Raw genomic sequence first — 13,482 nt, forward strand, 5'->3', positions numbered from 1 at the left:
GAGGAGCCAGGTGACGCTCAATGGCAGCGTGAGCCCTGGCGATGTGATTACTTTCCCGACGACGACTTACACGTTAGTGAATTATCCGCCCTTGAGAATTGATCAAACCACAATGAACTTGAATGGATTTGCGATCATTGCGTTCTGGGGACAACCTGCCGGGGATTATGCAGGTAATAACCAAACTCGCGCGGCCACCGGCGGCCGTCCACCTTATACCTACAGTTCACGCAACTCTGCTGTCGCCTCGGTAACAGCGGCAGGGAAAGTGAGAGGGGTTGCCAATGGCAGTACGACAATTGATGTGAGGGATCAGGCAGGCAGCACCGTGTCGTATAACGTTACCGTCAGCAATGTGTATTACTTGCGTGAGTACTCGAGCGGTGTGAATTACGCCCAAGCTATTGCGTGGCGTAACTCGCTGCCAGGGGGCAGGGCAATGAGTTTTTACGGTGGGATTGATGAAATGGTGAAAGCCTACGGTCCGGTAACGACTTGGCCCATTCCGACAGATGGCGAGTATTGGTTGTGCCTGGAGACAGGCTGCAATGAGCCGAATAGGGCTCTATGGCGCCGAGCACGGAACGACGTCGGATGTGCGACACAAGGCACAGTTCGGTGGGCTTGGTGCTTACAGCCTTCCTGACTATCAAATTACCAACGAGTAACCGCGACGGATCTATACCGATGATAGATCTGTCGCGCGTTGGCGCTACCAGTCCGCAGCTCAAAGTCTCCAGCGTACGGCACTCTTCGCCAACCGCCCCCGCATCGCATCCACATTCGCCGCCAGCTGCACCGTCAACAACCGATACCCATCCAATGCGCTGTACACCGGTGCATCCAGTGAAGGCTGGCCGCCGCTGACAGGGCTGGGCCGCTCCAGCCGCTCCGTAACCCCCGACTTCAATGCCCGCGCCATCCCCACCAACTGCACGCGAATCTGCCGATGCTCGGCTTTCAACATTACTTGCATGCGCGCCATCGCCTGTTCGTCCCGCGGGTCCGGGCGGGTGTTGCCGAGAATCTCCAGGGTGCTGATGCACATGCGCAGGTGGCGTTGGATCGCGTCCAGTTCGGTCATGGAGATGCGCACTTCCTTGGACACCGACGGCATCAGCGAGCGCAATTGCAGCATCGCCGCATTCAGGCGGTTGAGCAGTTTCAGGTGTTCATCGTCGGTGACCGACTGGCCATTGATGATCCGGCTGTAGATCTGGGCGCAGTCACGCAGGGCGCTGGCCAGGTTGTAGCGCCAGGAATATACGGCATACAGCGGCAGGGCGAAGGAAAACGCCAGCGCCAAGGCAATGCCGATCAGGATATCCACGGTGCGCCACAGCCCGTCCGACAACGGGTTGTCACCGTGCCCCGCGACGATAAACACCGTGATCGCGGACAACAGCGCCGTGTACCCGCCCTTGCCGATGGCGTGATAGGAAAAGAACCCGCACACCACCGACATCAGCAGGTAGGTGAGCAGCGGCTGGCCGACATACGCCTCCTGCACCACCAGCAGCAGACCGACGCTGGCACCGATCAGCGTGCCATAGGCGCGCTCAACGGCTTTCTTGCCGATATTGCCGTGGTGTTGCAAACCGCCGATCACCACCAGCATGGTCACCGACGCCCATTCACCATGGGGCAGGTTGATGCCGGTGGTCAGCAGGATCGTCGCCAGCAAGCCAATGGACACGCGCACGGCGTGGATCAGCTTGGCGTGGCGATAGCGGCGGTAAGGGTCGAGCAAGGGGCGCAGCAGGCGCCGGGCGAAGAGTGGCAGGTTCATCGGTAATTAAAGTGGCCTCGGTTTTGGATATGTACACAATCCAAATGTGGGAGGGGCGGTCCCCTCCCACCTTGAGATCGGCATTGTGCTTAGAAGATATAGTCGGTGGTCAGGAAGCTTGAGTCACGGTTGCGCAGGATGTCGCTGACCAGCGCCTTGTTGCTCTCCTGGAATTTGGTCGCCACCAGGGTGCGGATCGAAAATACGCGCAGCGCGTCATGTACCGACAGCGTGCCCTCGGCCGAGTTCTTGCGCCCGTTGAACGGGAAGGTGTCCGGGCCGCGCTGGCACTGGGCGTTGATATTGATGCGGCCGACCTGGTTGGCGAAGGTGTCCACCAGGCGTCCGACTGCCACGGCGTTGGTGCCGAAAATACTCAATTGCTGGCCGAAGTCCGAGTCGAGTACGTACTCGATCACCGTCTCCAGATCACGGTAGGGCACGATGGGCACCACCGGGCCGAATTGTTCCTCGTGGTACACGCGCATCTGCGGGGTCACCGGGTACAGCACCGCCGGATAGAAGAACGAACCACGATGGGTGCCGCCATTGGCATTCACCACGTGGGCGCCATGTTGTTGGGCATCGGCCACCAGCTCGTTGAGGTAATCGACTTTGCCGACTTCCGGCAGCGGCGTCAGTGAAACCCCGTCTTCCCAGGGCATGCCGGGTTTGAGGGTCTCCAGCTTGCGGTTGAATTTCTCGATGAAGCTGTCGACCACGTCTTCATGCACAAACAGGATTTTCAGCGCGGTGCAACGCTGGCCGTTGAAGGACAGCGAACCGGTGACGGCCTCGCTGACGGCGTTGTCCAGGTCCACCTCGGGCAGCACGATGCCGGGGTTTTTCGCATCCAGGCCCAGTGCCGCACGCAGGCGGTGCGGCTTGGGGTGCAGTTTTTTCAAGTCACTGGCGGCCTTGTTGGTACCGATAAAGGCAAAGATGTCGATCTTGCCGCTGGCCATCAACGCACTGACGGTTTCGCGGCCACTTCCGTAGATCACGTTGATCACCCCGGCCGGGAAACTGTCGCGGAAGGCTTCCAGCAACGGGCGGATCAGCAGCACACCGAGTTTGGCCGGCTTGAACACCACGGTATTGCCCATGATCAGCGCCGGGATCAGCGTGGTAAACGTCTCGTTGAGCGGGTAGTTGTAGGGGCCCATGCACAGCGCCACGCCCAGGGGCACGCGGCGGATCTGCCCGAGGGTGTCCTGTTCCAACTCGAAGCGGCTGCTGCGGCGGTCGAGTTCCTTGAGGGCATTGATGGTGTCGGTGATGTAGTCGCAGGTGCGGTCGAACTCTTTCTGCGAGTCCTTGAGGTTCTTGCCGATCTCCCACATCAGCAGCGTGACCACTGCGTCGCGCTGTTCGCGCATACGTCGCAAAAACGCCTCGACGTGCTGGATACGCTCCACCACGCGCATCGTCGGCCATTCACCCTGGCCGCGGTCATAAGCGCGCACGGCGGCATCGAGGGCGGTAAGGGCGGTGTCGGCGTCCAGCAACGGCGTGCTGCCGATCACCACGCGGCGGTCGCCCAATTGCACCGGGCTCTGTACCTGGGCCAAGGGGCCGTTCCACACCTGCAACTGGCCATCCACCAGGTAGTCACGCTGTTCGATGGGCGCCGCCAGGAGGTATTGCTCGGGAATATCGGCGACGCTGGTGGGAAACAGCTGGGCGAGCAGGTTGCTGGTGGTCATGGCACTACCCCTGAAATAGTTGCAAAACATGACTAGAGAGTCACCCAACACAGGGCTTCATGGCAAGGCTTGTGCGCGTTGCACTGCACACCGGGACGTGTCGCCTGCTCTTCGAGATAGTAGACTGCGCGCCTTTCTTGAAGGAGTTCACATGAGTCAGTACCAGCCGGGCATTCTTGCCGCACCGGTGCCTTTGCAGGCACGCCATCTGTTTTTTGCCGTGGACACCCTGGCAGCCGTGCCCGCTGCGCTGGACGCGCTGGTGCAGTTGACCGATTCGGCTGCAGTGGTCGGATTTGGCGAGCCGCTGGTCAACGCGCTGGGTGCAACAGTTGATGGCTTGCGCAGCTTTCCTGCCGTGAGCGCGCCGGGCGCGCACAACCCGTCCACCCAGCAGGCACTGTGGGTGTGGCTGCATGGCGTCGATCGCGGTGAGTTGCTGCTGCGCAGTCGCGCTTTCGAGAAGGCCCTGGCCCCGGCGTTTCGCCTGGTGCAGTCGACCGAAGGCTTCCGCTACAAGACCGGCTTCGACCTCACCGACTACGAAGACGGCACCGAAAACCCCCACGATGACGCTGCCGTTGAGGCCGCCCTGACCGACAGCGGCGCCAGCTTCGCCGCGATCCAGCAATGGCAGCACGACCTCGATGGCTTCGCCGCGTTGCCCGCCCAGGAGCGCGACCACATCATCGGCCGCCGCCATGGCGACAACGAAGAGTTGGAAGACGCCCCCGAATCCGCCCACACCAAACGTACCGCCCAGGAAAGCTTCACCCCGGAAGCCTTCGTGGTGCGCCGCTCCATGCCCTGGGCCGAAAATGGCCAGGCCGGGTTGATGTTCCTCGCATTCGGCCATTCCTTCGATGCGTTCGAAGCCCAACTGCGCCGCATGAGCGGGTTGGAGGACGGGATTGTCGATGGCCTGTATCGCATCAGCACGCCGTTGACCGGTGGTTACTACTGGTGTCCGCCGACCCTCGGTGGGCGCCTGGACCTGAGTGCACTGGCAGGCTGATCGCCTTTACCTGTGGCGCGTGGCTGAACATGAAAATTCGGACAGCCACGCAATCCCCCACTGAAAAAAACCCCGGCTGCCCGTAATCTAGACACCTTTGCCACTGTGCGGATTGTTCATGTCTTCTGTTGCCGATGGGCTGCCCCTCAATAAACGCCTGCCGGCCGTGATCGCGATCTCCCTGGGGATCGGCATGGCGACCCTCGACACGGCCATCGTCAATACGGCCTTGCCGACCCTGGCCGAAGGGATTGGCACCGATTCCGCCTCGGTGATCTGGGTAGTCAATGCCTACCAGTTGGCGATTATCGCCACGGTGCTGCCGTTTGCGTCCCTCAGTGATGTGCTCGGTCACCGCCGTGTGTATCTCGGCGGGTTGCTGCTGTTTATCGTCTCGTCGCTGTTTTGTGGGCTGGCCGGCTCGCTGGTGACCCTGACCGCCGCCCGTGTGGTGCAGGGGCTGGGGGCGGCGGCGATCATGAGCGTCAATACGGCGTTGCTGCGGCATATCTACCCGTCAAAAATGCTCGGGCGTGGCCTGGGCTATAACTCGCTGGTGGTGGGGCTGGCGTTTACCCTGGGGCCCACGGCGGCGTCGGCGATTCTGTCGGTGGCGACCTGGCACTGGCTGTACCTGATCAATGTGCCGTTGGGGCTGTTGGCCCTGGGACTGGGCCTGCGTTCATTGCCGACCCTGCCGATGGCCGGGCATGCCTTCGACCGCCTCGCGGCTGCACTGTGTGCCGGGTTGTTCGCCTTGCTGGTGCTGGGGCTGGGCACGGCGGTGCATGGTGCGCAGGGGGCGTTGACCCTGGGCTTGATTGCGGTGGCGCTGCTGTGTGGCGCGTTGCTGCTGCGTCGGCAGGCCGGTCACCCGGCGCCGATGCTGGCGTTGGATCTGTTCAAGCGGCCGGTGTTTGCCTTGTCTTCCCTGACGGCGATCTGCGCCTTCAGCGCCCAGGGCCTGGCCTTTGTGTCGCTGCCCTTTCTGTTGCAGGCGGTGCTGGGGCATAGCCAGGTGGAAACCGGGTTCCTGATGACGCCGTGGCCGGCGGTCGTGGCGGTGATGGCCCTGGTCGCCGGGCGCCTGGCTGACCGTGTGTCCCTGGGCCTGCTGTGCGGTATCGGGCTGTTGATGTTGAGCGTGGGAATGGCCGCGTTGGCGACCTTGGGCCACGGCGCGTCGGCCTTTGATATTGGCTGGCGCATGGCGTTGTGCGGTGCCGGTTTCGGCTTCTTCCAGTCGCCCAACCTCAAGGCCTTGATGACCAGTGCGCCGTTGGCGCGCAGCGGCGGGGCCAGCGGCATCGTGGCGATTTCGCGGTTGCTGGGGCAGACGCTGGGGGCGTCGTTGGTGGCGCTGTGTTTCCACCTGTCCCTGGGCAATGGCCCGCTGTATGCGCTGTGGCTGGGTTGCGTGTTTGCGCTGGTGGGCGCCGTGGCCAGTGGCCTGCGTTTGCTGCCCTACGGGAAAAAGCCGTTGTAAAACCAGCGGCGGGAGGGCTACCGTGGCGACCTGAATATTTCGGGATGTTTCAGATTTATGTCCAGCCTGGCCCTCCGCACTGCCGATACCCATTCCCGCCGCGCTGCGTTGACCCTGGCCTTATGCCTGCCCAGTGATGTGTTGCTCTATCTGCTGCTGCCCATGGAGTCCCAGGCCTTTGGCATCACGCTCGCCCAGGCCGGTGTATTGCTGGCGGCCAACCGGCTGGTGCGGATTTTCGGTTACCGCCATGTGCTGAATTTCTACGCGCGCAACGGTGATCGCCTGACCTGCATGATCGCCGCCGGGGCCGCAACGCTGTGCGCCCTGGGTAATTCGGTGCTGTCGGGCTTTGCCGCGTTGTTGGGGCTGCGGCTGGTGTGGGGCCTGTGTTTCGCTGCGTTGAACCTGTCGACCCAGGTATTGGCCACCTCCGAGCCGGAGGGCGCCGCGCGCCGGGCCGGGCGTTCGCGGGCCCTGATCGCCTGGGGGCCGATGCTGGCGTTACCGTTCGGTGGCTGGCTGACGCTGTGGGTCGGGCCGCGTCCGATCTTTGTGATCCTCGCCGGCTGTTGTCTGGTGGGGCTGTGGATGGCGCGCGGCCTGCCCAGCGCCGGGCATGATTTGCACAGCACCCCCGGGCGCCGTTTCAAGTGGCCCGACAGCGTGGCGCTGTGGTCGTTTATCGAAGGCGTGGCGCTGGACGGACTGTTTATTTTCGGCCTGTCGATCCAGGCGCAGAAGCTGCTCGGCGGTAATGCGGTGCTGATCGCCGGCGGCTTGATGGCCCTGCGTTATGTCTCGGAAATGCTCCTGAGCCCCCTGGGAGGCCACGCCGCCCAGCGCTTTGGCGCGACCTCGATGTTGTTGCTGTTTTCGTTCCTGAGTGCCTTGGCCCTGACGGCGTTCGGCGGCTATTGGGTGATTGTCGGCGCGGCGGCGGTGTTGGTGCTGCGCGCGTTGCAACTGCCCCTGGTGACCACCCTGGTCGCCGAGCGCAACCCCGGTTCGCTGCGGGTGTCGGCCCTGGCGTCGAATGCGGTATGGCGTGACATCGGTGCGGGCCTCGGGCCACTGCTGGCAGGCCTGCTGTTGCCGGTGGCCTCGGCCCCCCTGGTGTTTGGCGTGGCGGGTGCGGCGATTGCGGTGAGTGCGTTGTTCTGCTGGCGCACCCGTGTTGCAGCCGGCTGACTTACGTGCGTTTCAATCCTTCCAGCCAAGCGGGATCAAATCGGGTTTGTTCGGTGTCGATCCCCAGTGCCTGCATCGTGTTCTTATGCGCGTCCATTTCACCGACCAACTGAGCCTGGGCACTGGAATTGGCGTCCAGGGCGTGCATCTGCGTCAGCCCCAGGTGATAGAAGCGCAGGATCTTCATGGCCGTCGGATCATTCGCCTGCACACGCTCGGTGACGGTGTGCATCACGTTGGTCACGCGCATCAGGGTGCGCTTGAGCTGCCAGCCATACACGGCCGGTGCCAGCCACGGCTGGGTGCGGAACGGGCCGCGCAGCAGGGCGACCGTTATCAACACCCCGGCGAATACGCCACCGACATTGAAGCGGAAGTTGTCACCGCCGGGTTCGCCGAACAGCATCACCGCCAGGCTCGACAGCAGCATGGCCAGGGCCACGAACAGCACGGCCACGATCAGCGTGCTGCGGCGCGTCTGCTGGCGGTAGGTGACGGGGTCGCAGGGTTTGAGCTCGAACATCCGGTCCAGGTCTCCAGGGCGGGTAGGGGGAAGGCATCTTCTCATGGTCGGCGGTCAGTGGTGGGGCAATCAAGTTGAACCATGATCTGGGGCAGTTTCTCTAAAGCGGTGTAGTCCCTTTGAGGTCAACCACCATGCCCGAATACAAGCAGCCACCGCCCGGTACCCCGGACCCCGATCGCACGCCCGGCGAAGAGGAGCGCGACAACGATGCCTTGCGCCCCAATGACCCGAAAGAGCGTGACGCCCAGGATGATGTGGAGCGCGTCGAAGAAGACCTGGAAAACCTCCACGACAAAGCTCGCCCGCTCTAACAGGAGACCATGATGAACAAGCGCTCGGATGGACCGCCCTCCAACGAACACGCCAGCGGCAAGGATGAGCTGGGATTTGATCCGGACTCGCCCGATGTGGCTGATCCGCAGGTTGATCCCATCGGTCCGGCCATCGCCCCGCTGGATAAAAAGGCCAAGGACGACGCGAAAAAAAAGCCGCCCTACGATCCGTTGGGCGACTTGAAGAAATGAACTGAGCCCCGCCACTGAGCGGGGCTTTTTATTTATCTGGGCGGCATCCAGGTGACGTCGGTAATGCCGTACTTCTCGGCCCATGGGCGCGTGGTTTTTTTCACCTGCTCATGGCCAACCCGGCCGATACGACTGACATGCGCTATGTCAGCGTCAACGGCTGCCCAGTGCCAGGCCTCGGCGTTGTTCATCACTTCGGCACGCACCACAAAGGACTTCGGTTGACCGTGCAGTTGGTAGTGGATGGTGTAGATTTTTGCGGTACTCATGTTGCCTCCCTGTCTTGTTATAGATGGAGAGGGAACGGTTTAAAAAGGTTCATTCAAAATGACAATCTGCATGCTTGCGCGGCATAGTGACGCATTGCTCCCGCGCCCAAGGATCGCGCCATGACCCTCCTGAACCATAGCCGCCTGTACCTGCAACGCCTGGGTTACGATGCGCCGCCACCGCCCACCCTGCAGACCCTGCGGGATTTGCAACTGCGTCATGTGTGCACCTTCGCCTTCGAAAGCCTGTCGACCCTGCTGCGCCTGCCGGTGCCGATCGACTTGCCCAGCGTCGAGCAGAAAGTCCTGTTCGATGGGCGGGGTGGGTATTGCTATGAGTTGAACCAGATGTTCCTGGCGCTGTTGCAGGAGCTGGGCTTCGAGGCCCGCGGCATTACCGGGCGGGTGGTGATGGGTGGTCCGCCGGACGCACGTACGGCGCGCACCCACCGCCTGAGCCTGGTGACCCTGGACGGCGTGCGCTACATCACCGACGTCGGCTTTGGTGGCATGGTGCCCAGCAGTCCGCTGCAGTTGGACACGCAAGCCGTGCAGGCCACGGCCCATGAGCCGTATCGCCTGACTCTCAATGAACAGGAGAGCAGCTACACCTTGTGGGCCGAGGTCGCGGGGGAGTGGCGTGGCTTGTATGTCTTCGATCTGCAAGTGCAGGCCGACATCGACTACGAAATCGGTAACTGGTACGTCTCGACCCATCCGGGATCGCCGTTCCTGGGTCAATTGAAAGTCGCACGCCTGGCAGCGGGCGAACGCCACACCTTGAACAACACCCATTATGGAATTCACTATCTGGATCGGCCGAGTGACAAGCGTGTGATCCAGAGCGCCGACGAGCTGCTGGACGTGCTGGGCACTGCCTTTGGGATTCGTGTGCCGGGTCACCCTCAGCTTGATTCAACCCTTGATGGCTTGGTAATGGCTGTACGCCAGGAGTATTGACCTAGAGCCATCGCTGAACCGTTTTACCTCCAGGTGGGGGCAAATTTTTCGAACCTTTGGTGCCAATCTGGGTTCGAAGCGTTTCCTGGATAATTTGCCCACCAGACAAGGAGATGTAAACGATGTCCAAACTATTCGGAAGCTTCCTCAAAAATTCCTCACTGCTGGCGCTGGTCGCCGCGCCGGCAGTGGTGTTCGCTGCACCGTCCACTGACCCGATTTCTACCTTTGGGATCCTGGGCAGCTACAACGACTTCAAGCTCGAAGGCGGTAGTGAAAGTGATAAGGACCACATGCCCGAAGCCGGTCTTTTCTACAACTTCGGCAACAAGCTCACCGCCGAGTCGGGCTTTATCTACCAGGCAGGTGTGGAAGCCAAGTACGGTAAAAAGAGTGATAACAAACTCAAGGAAGGCCAGGCCGACCTGGATCTCGGCTGGCGTGCCGCGCTGGATGCGCGCAACTTCGTCGATGTGATCGTGGGCGGCGGTTACAGCTGGACCCGCTATGAGCTGGACTCGAACGACTACGACATGGAACTCACCAACAAGTCGCCGTTCGCCAAGGCAGCCCTGGGCTATAACCATCAGTTCGATGACATGACGCTGCGTTTCGAAGCCGGTGCGCGTCGCACCATTGATGGTCGTACCAAGCTCAAGGTGGACGGCGTGGGCAGCGACACCGTAGACCTCAAGGACCGCACTAACCCGTATGCGGAAGTCAGCCTGCTGATGAACCAGAAGGGCGACCTGCCGGTGATGGCGGGCCTTTACTACACCCGCACCGAATACAAGCTCGACGGTGATTCCGAAGTGGCCGATAACACTCGTCTCAAGCGGGATGAGTACGGGGTCAAGGTCGGTATCGCGTTCTGACGCGGTTGCGATGTAAAACGCCCCGAACATTCGGGGCGTTTTTTTTGGGGCTGTTGCAGGTCAGCCCAGAACGCAAAAACGGCGCCCGAAGGCGCCGTTTCTGTTGGTTCACATACCGCTAAGGGATCAAACCCCCAGCACCGCGTGCTGCACCAGGGTGAGCAACGGTTGTGGGTACACGCCGAGGAAGAAGGCGAGCAGGGCGATGGCCAGCAGCATCACGCCACCGGCTTTCTGTTCCCAGTGCAACTCGGCATCCACACGGCGCAGGTTTGGCTCGATCAGGTACAGGGTGACCATCACGCGCAGGTAGTAGAACACGCCGATGGCACTGCCCAGCACCAGGGACGCAACCAGCCACCACTCGTGGGCTTCGACACCGGTCGCGACGATGTAGAACTTGCCGATAAAGCCCGCGGTCAGCGGGATACCGGCCAGGGACAGCATCATCACGGTGAGTACGGCGGTCAGGTACGGACGGCGCCAGAACAGGCCGCGGTATTCGTACAGGGCGTCGGCGTCACGGCCCTTGTAAGGCGAGGACATCAGGGTGATCACGCCGAACGCGCCGAGGCTGGTGATCACGTAGGTGACCAGGTACACGCCGATGGCTTCCACGGCCAGCCCTTTGCTCGCCACCAGGGCGATCAGCAGGTAGCCGAAGTGAGCGATGGACGAGTAACCCAGCAGACGCTTGAGGTTGTTCTGGGTCAGGGCCAGCAGGTTGCCGAACAGGATCGACGCGATGGCGATCACGGTCAGTACGTTGCTCAGCACGCCGGTGTTGGCGGCAGGCGAGATCTGGAACAGACGCACCATCACCGCAAACACAGCGACCTTGGACGCGGTCGCCAGGAACGCCGCCACCGGCGCCGGGGCGCCTTCGTATACGTCCGGGGTCCACAGGTGGAACGGCACCAGGGAGAGCTTGAACGCCAGGCCGATCAGCATCATCGCCAGGCCCAGTTGGGCAATCGGCGCGGGGCTGTTGGTGGCGGCCAGGGCGTGACCGATACCGGTGAAGCTCAGGCTGCCGGCTTCGGCGTAGAGCAGGGCCATGCCGAACAACAGGAACGCGGAACCGGCGGCCGACAGCACCATGTACTTGATGCCGGCTTCCAGGGAGCGCTTGTTGAAGAAGGCGTAGGCCACCAGGCCGTAGGTCGGGATCGACAGCAGTTCCAGGCCGATGAACAAGCCGGCCAGGTGCTGCGCGCTGACCAGCACGATACCGCCGGCCGCAGCCAGCAGGATCAGCAGGTACAGCTCTTCGCGGTTGCCCGGGTAGCCGGTGCCGCCTTCGCCGAGGTAGGCGTGGGCGAGGGTGACGCAGGCGAGGGTGGCGACGAGGATCAGCGCGATATACAGCAGCGCGAAGTCATCGACCATCATCAGCGGGGTCACCGCCAGTGGCGCGACCTTGAGTGCCGGGATAATCGACAGCAAGGCCAGGTTCAGACCGGCGCAGGACAGCAGGAACGTTTGTGAATGATTGCGGCGCCAGGCGATCGCCAGCATCACCACCACGATGGTGAGGCTGGTGATCAGCAGCGGCGCAAGCGCGATAAAGTGTTGGATCGTGAATTCCATAGCGCTCTTACCGGGCCGAAGCGAGTTGAGAGAAGGCGGTGCCGAACCACTGCTGCACGCCATGCATCGTCGCGGCAGAAGTGTCCAGGAACGGTTGCGGGTACACGCCGATGTAGATCAGCAATACCGCAAGGCCGAGCACCATGATCAGTTCGCGAGCATCCATCCCCTTGAGGACGGTGTCGGACTTGGCCGGGCCGAAGTAGGCGCGGTGGATCATGATCAGCGAGTAGACCGAACCGAATACCAGGCCGGACGTAGCAATGGCACTGATCCACGGCGTTTGCACGAAGGCACCCATCAGGATCAGGAACTCGCCGATGAAGTTACCGGTACCCGGCAAGCCCAGGGAGGCGGCGGCGAAGAACAGGCTGATCGCCGGCAGGTACGCAATGCGCGACCACACGCCGCCCATCTCACGCATGTCACGGGTGTGCAGGCGCTCGTACAACTGGCCACTCAGGATAAACAGTGCGGCGGCCGAGACACCGTGGGCCAGCATCTGGATCACGGCGCCTTGCAACGCCAGCTGGCTGCCGGAGTAGATGCCGATCAGTACGAAACCCATGTGGGAAACGGACGAGAAGGCAATCAGACGCTTGATGTCGGTTTGCGCGAATGCCAGGAACGCACCGTAGAAGATCCCGATCAGGCCGAGGGTCATGGCAATTGGTGCGAACTCGGCCGAGGCGTTCGGGAACAGCGGCAGGGCGAAACGCAGCAGGCCGTAGGCCGCTGTCTTCAGCAGGATACCGGCCAGATCCACGGAGCCGGCGGTCGGCGCCTGGGCGTGAGCGTCAGGCAGCCAGGAGTGGAACGGCACCACCGGCAGCTTCACCGCGAAGGCGATGAAGAAGCCCAGCATCAGGATGTACTCGGTGGTCAGGGACATCTTGGTTTTCAACAGGTCGGCGTAGTTGAAGGTAATCACGCCAGTCGAGTTGAAGTTGACCAGTACCAGGCCCAGGATCGCCACCAACATGATCAGGCCGGAAGCCTGGGTGAAGATGAAGAACTTGGTCGCCGCGTAGATCCGGGTTTTCTTGCCGTCCGAAGAACTGTGACCCCAGAGCGCGATGAGGAAGTACATCGGCACCAGCATCATTTCCCAGAAGAAGAAGAACATGAACAGGTCGAGGGCGAGGAACACGCCGACAACGCCGCCCAGGATCCACATCAGGTTCAAGTGGAAGAAGCCCACGTGACGCTGGATCTCTTTCCAGGAGCAGAGTACCGAGAGGATACCCAGCAGGCCGGTCAGCAGGATCATCAACAGCGACAGGCCGTCGAGGGCCAGGTGCACGTTGATGCCGAAGCGCTGGATCCACACGTGCTTGAATTCAAGCGCGAACGTCGGATCGACACCCGGTGCCGGAGCGAATGAATAGTCGCCATGGGCCCACAGCCAGAGGCCGAGTGCGAGTTCCAGGGACATGGTCAGCAACGCAATCCAGCGGGGGAGGGTGGCGCCGAAGCGTTCACCCATCCAGCAGAGCAGGCCGCCGATAAAGGGGATCAGGATTAGCCAGGGCAGAATCATGACGGGCTCGT

At 62.0% G+C, this 13,482-nt stretch carries 14 protein-coding genes; 8 read left to right on the forward strand and 6 right to left on the reverse strand.

Annotated features, from left to right (window positions below):
* The coding region (locus AC07OT_RS24370; protein WP_495109255.1) for an immunoglobulin-like domain-containing protein at window positions 1-646 on the forward strand (646 nt) is incomplete at its 5' end.
* Window positions 647-727: 81 nt separating this feature from the next.
* Here AC07OT_RS24370 and AC07OT_RS24375 read toward each other — a convergent pair.
* Window positions 728-1,789: an FUSC family protein gene (locus tag AC07OT_RS24375; protein ID WP_495109256.1), complete on the reverse strand. Its 1,062-nt coding sequence runs from the start codon at window positions 1,787-1,789 to the stop codon at window positions 728-730.
* Window positions 1,790-1,878: 89 nt separating this feature from the next.
* Window positions 1,879-3,495, reverse strand: a complete 1,617-nt coding sequence (locus tag AC07OT_RS24380) for an NADP-dependent glyceraldehyde-3-phosphate dehydrogenase (protein WP_495109257.1) — start codon at window positions 3,493-3,495, stop codon at window positions 1,879-1,881.
* A 151-nt stretch (window positions 3,496-3,646) separates the two neighbouring features.
* Between AC07OT_RS24380 and AC07OT_RS24385 the strand changes: the two genes are divergently transcribed.
* The 3 genes from AC07OT_RS24385 (at window position 3,647) to AC07OT_RS24395 (ending at window position 7,187) form a co-directional block, all read left to right on the forward strand.
* Window positions 3,647-4,510 carry a Dyp-type peroxidase gene (locus AC07OT_RS24385; protein WP_065940079.1) on the forward strand — a complete coding sequence of 288 codons (864 nt, stop codon included), beginning with the start codon at window positions 3,647-3,649 and terminating at the stop codon, window positions 4,508-4,510.
* Window positions 4,511-4,628: 118 nt separating this feature from the next.
* Window positions 4,629-5,996, forward strand: coding sequence for an MFS transporter (locus AC07OT_RS24390; RefSeq protein ID WP_141155383.1), 1,368 nt, complete (start codon window positions 4,629-4,631; stop codon window positions 5,994-5,996).
* Window positions 5,997-6,053: 57 nt separating this feature from the next.
* Window positions 6,054-7,187 (forward strand): MFS transporter, encoded by a 1,134-nt coding sequence (locus tag AC07OT_RS24395; protein WP_495109258.1) that lies wholly within the window; start codon window positions 6,054-6,056, stop codon window positions 7,185-7,187.
* A gap of 1 nt (window position 7,188) precedes the next feature.
* Here AC07OT_RS24395 and AC07OT_RS24400 read toward each other — a convergent pair whose 3' ends face one another.
* Window positions 7,189-7,710: a DUF3087 domain-containing protein gene (locus AC07OT_RS24400; RefSeq protein ID WP_495109259.1), complete on the reverse strand. Its 522-nt coding sequence runs from the start codon at window positions 7,708-7,710 to the stop codon at window positions 7,189-7,191.
* Between the two features lie 134 nt (window positions 7,711-7,844).
* On the opposite strand from AC07OT_RS24400, the gene AC07OT_RS24405 reads away from it, so the two are divergent.
* Together AC07OT_RS24405 and AC07OT_RS24410 are read left to right on the forward strand one after the other, a co-directional pair.
* Complete coding sequence (locus AC07OT_RS24405) at window positions 7,845-8,024, forward strand: hypothetical protein (RefSeq protein ID WP_065940075.1); 180 nt, start codon at window positions 7,845-7,847, stop codon at window positions 8,022-8,024.
* Window positions 8,025-8,036: 12 nt separating this feature from the next.
* On the forward strand, window positions 8,037-8,237 hold the full coding sequence (locus tag AC07OT_RS24410) for a DUF6021 family protein (protein WP_065940074.1): 201 nt from the start codon (window positions 8,037-8,039) through the stop codon (window positions 8,235-8,237).
* Between the two features lie 32 nt (window positions 8,238-8,269).
* On the opposite strand, the gene AC07OT_RS24415 is transcribed toward AC07OT_RS24410, so the two are convergent.
* On the reverse strand, window positions 8,270-8,506 hold the full coding sequence (locus AC07OT_RS24415; protein WP_027606320.1) for a DUF6555 family protein: 237 nt from the start codon (window positions 8,504-8,506) through the stop codon (window positions 8,270-8,272).
* Window positions 8,507-8,626: 120 nt separating this feature from the next.
* Here AC07OT_RS24415 and AC07OT_RS24420 point away from each other — a divergent pair, with 120 nt between their 5' ends.
* Together AC07OT_RS24420 and AC07OT_RS24425 are read left to right on the forward strand one after the other, a co-directional pair.
* A complete protein-coding gene (locus AC07OT_RS24420; protein WP_495109260.1) occupies window positions 8,627-9,466 on the forward strand; it encodes an arylamine N-acetyltransferase family protein in 840 nt (279 codons plus the stop codon).
* 122 nt (window positions 9,467-9,588) lie between these two features.
* Window positions 9,589-10,341, forward strand: coding sequence for an outer membrane beta-barrel protein (locus tag AC07OT_RS24425; RefSeq protein ID WP_495109261.1), 753 nt, complete (start codon window positions 9,589-9,591; stop codon window positions 10,339-10,341).
* A 126-nt stretch (window positions 10,342-10,467) separates the two neighbouring features.
* Here AC07OT_RS24425 and nuoN read toward each other — a convergent pair whose 3' ends face one another.
* The gene (gene nuoN / locus AC07OT_RS24430; RefSeq protein WP_003174731.1) at window positions 10,468-11,931 is read right to left on the reverse strand and encodes an NADH-quinone oxidoreductase subunit NuoN; all 1,464 of its coding nucleotides are present in this window, start codon (window positions 11,929-11,931) and stop codon (window positions 10,468-10,470) included.
* Window positions 11,932-11,938: 7 nt separating this feature from the next.
* Window positions 11,939-13,471 (reverse strand): NADH-quinone oxidoreductase subunit M, encoded by a 1,533-nt coding sequence (gene nuoM / locus AC07OT_RS24435; RefSeq protein ID WP_017527174.1) that lies wholly within the window; start codon window positions 13,469-13,471, stop codon window positions 11,939-11,941.
* Window positions 13,472-13,482 lie beyond the last annotated feature (11 nt).

It is taken from the genome of Pseudomonas sp. GW821-FHT09C10 (genome assembly GCF_059418085.1).

Excerpts from the sequence above, each read along its gene's own strand:
- AC07OT_RS24375 (WP_495109256.1), bottom strand. The coding sequence starts at position 1,789 with ATGAACCTGCCACTCTTCGCCCGGCGCCTGCTGCGCCCCTTGCTCGAC.
- AC07OT_RS24380 (WP_495109257.1), bottom strand. The coding sequence starts at position 3,495 with ATGACCACCAGCAACCTGCTCGCCCAGCTGTTTCCCACCAGCGTCGCC.
- AC07OT_RS24385 (WP_065940079.1), top strand. The coding sequence starts at position 3,647 with ATGAGTCAGTACCAGCCGGGCATTCTTGCCGCACCGGTGCCTTTGCAG.
- AC07OT_RS24390 (WP_141155383.1), top strand. The coding sequence starts at position 4,629 with ATGTCTTCTGTTGCCGATGGGCTGCCCCTCAATAAACGCCTGCCGGCC.
- AC07OT_RS24395 (WP_495109258.1), top strand. The coding sequence starts at position 6,054 with ATGTCCAGCCTGGCCCTCCGCACTGCCGATACCCATTCCCGCCGCGCT.
- AC07OT_RS24400 (WP_495109259.1), bottom strand. The coding sequence starts at position 7,710 with ATGTTCGAGCTCAAACCCTGCGACCCCGTCACCTACCGCCAGCAGACG.
- AC07OT_RS24405 (WP_065940075.1), top strand. The coding sequence starts at position 7,845 with ATGCCCGAATACAAGCAGCCACCGCCCGGTACCCCGGACCCCGATCGC.
- AC07OT_RS24410 (WP_065940074.1), top strand. The coding sequence starts at position 8,037 with ATGAACAAGCGCTCGGATGGACCGCCCTCCAACGAACACGCCAGCGGC.
- AC07OT_RS24415 (WP_027606320.1), bottom strand. The coding sequence starts at position 8,506 with ATGAGTACCGCAAAAATCTACACCATCCACTACCAACTGCACGGTCAA.
- AC07OT_RS24420 (WP_495109260.1), top strand. The coding sequence starts at position 8,627 with ATGACCCTCCTGAACCATAGCCGCCTGTACCTGCAACGCCTGGGTTAC.
- AC07OT_RS24425 (WP_495109261.1), top strand. The coding sequence starts at position 9,589 with ATGTCCAAACTATTCGGAAGCTTCCTCAAAAATTCCTCACTGCTGGCG.
- nuoN (WP_003174731.1), bottom strand. The coding sequence starts at position 11,931 with ATGGAATTCACGATCCAACACTTTATCGCGCTTGCGCCGCTGCTGATC.
- nuoM (WP_017527174.1), bottom strand. The coding sequence starts at position 13,471 with ATGATTCTGCCCTGGCTAATCCTGATCCCCTTTATCGGCGGCCTGCTC.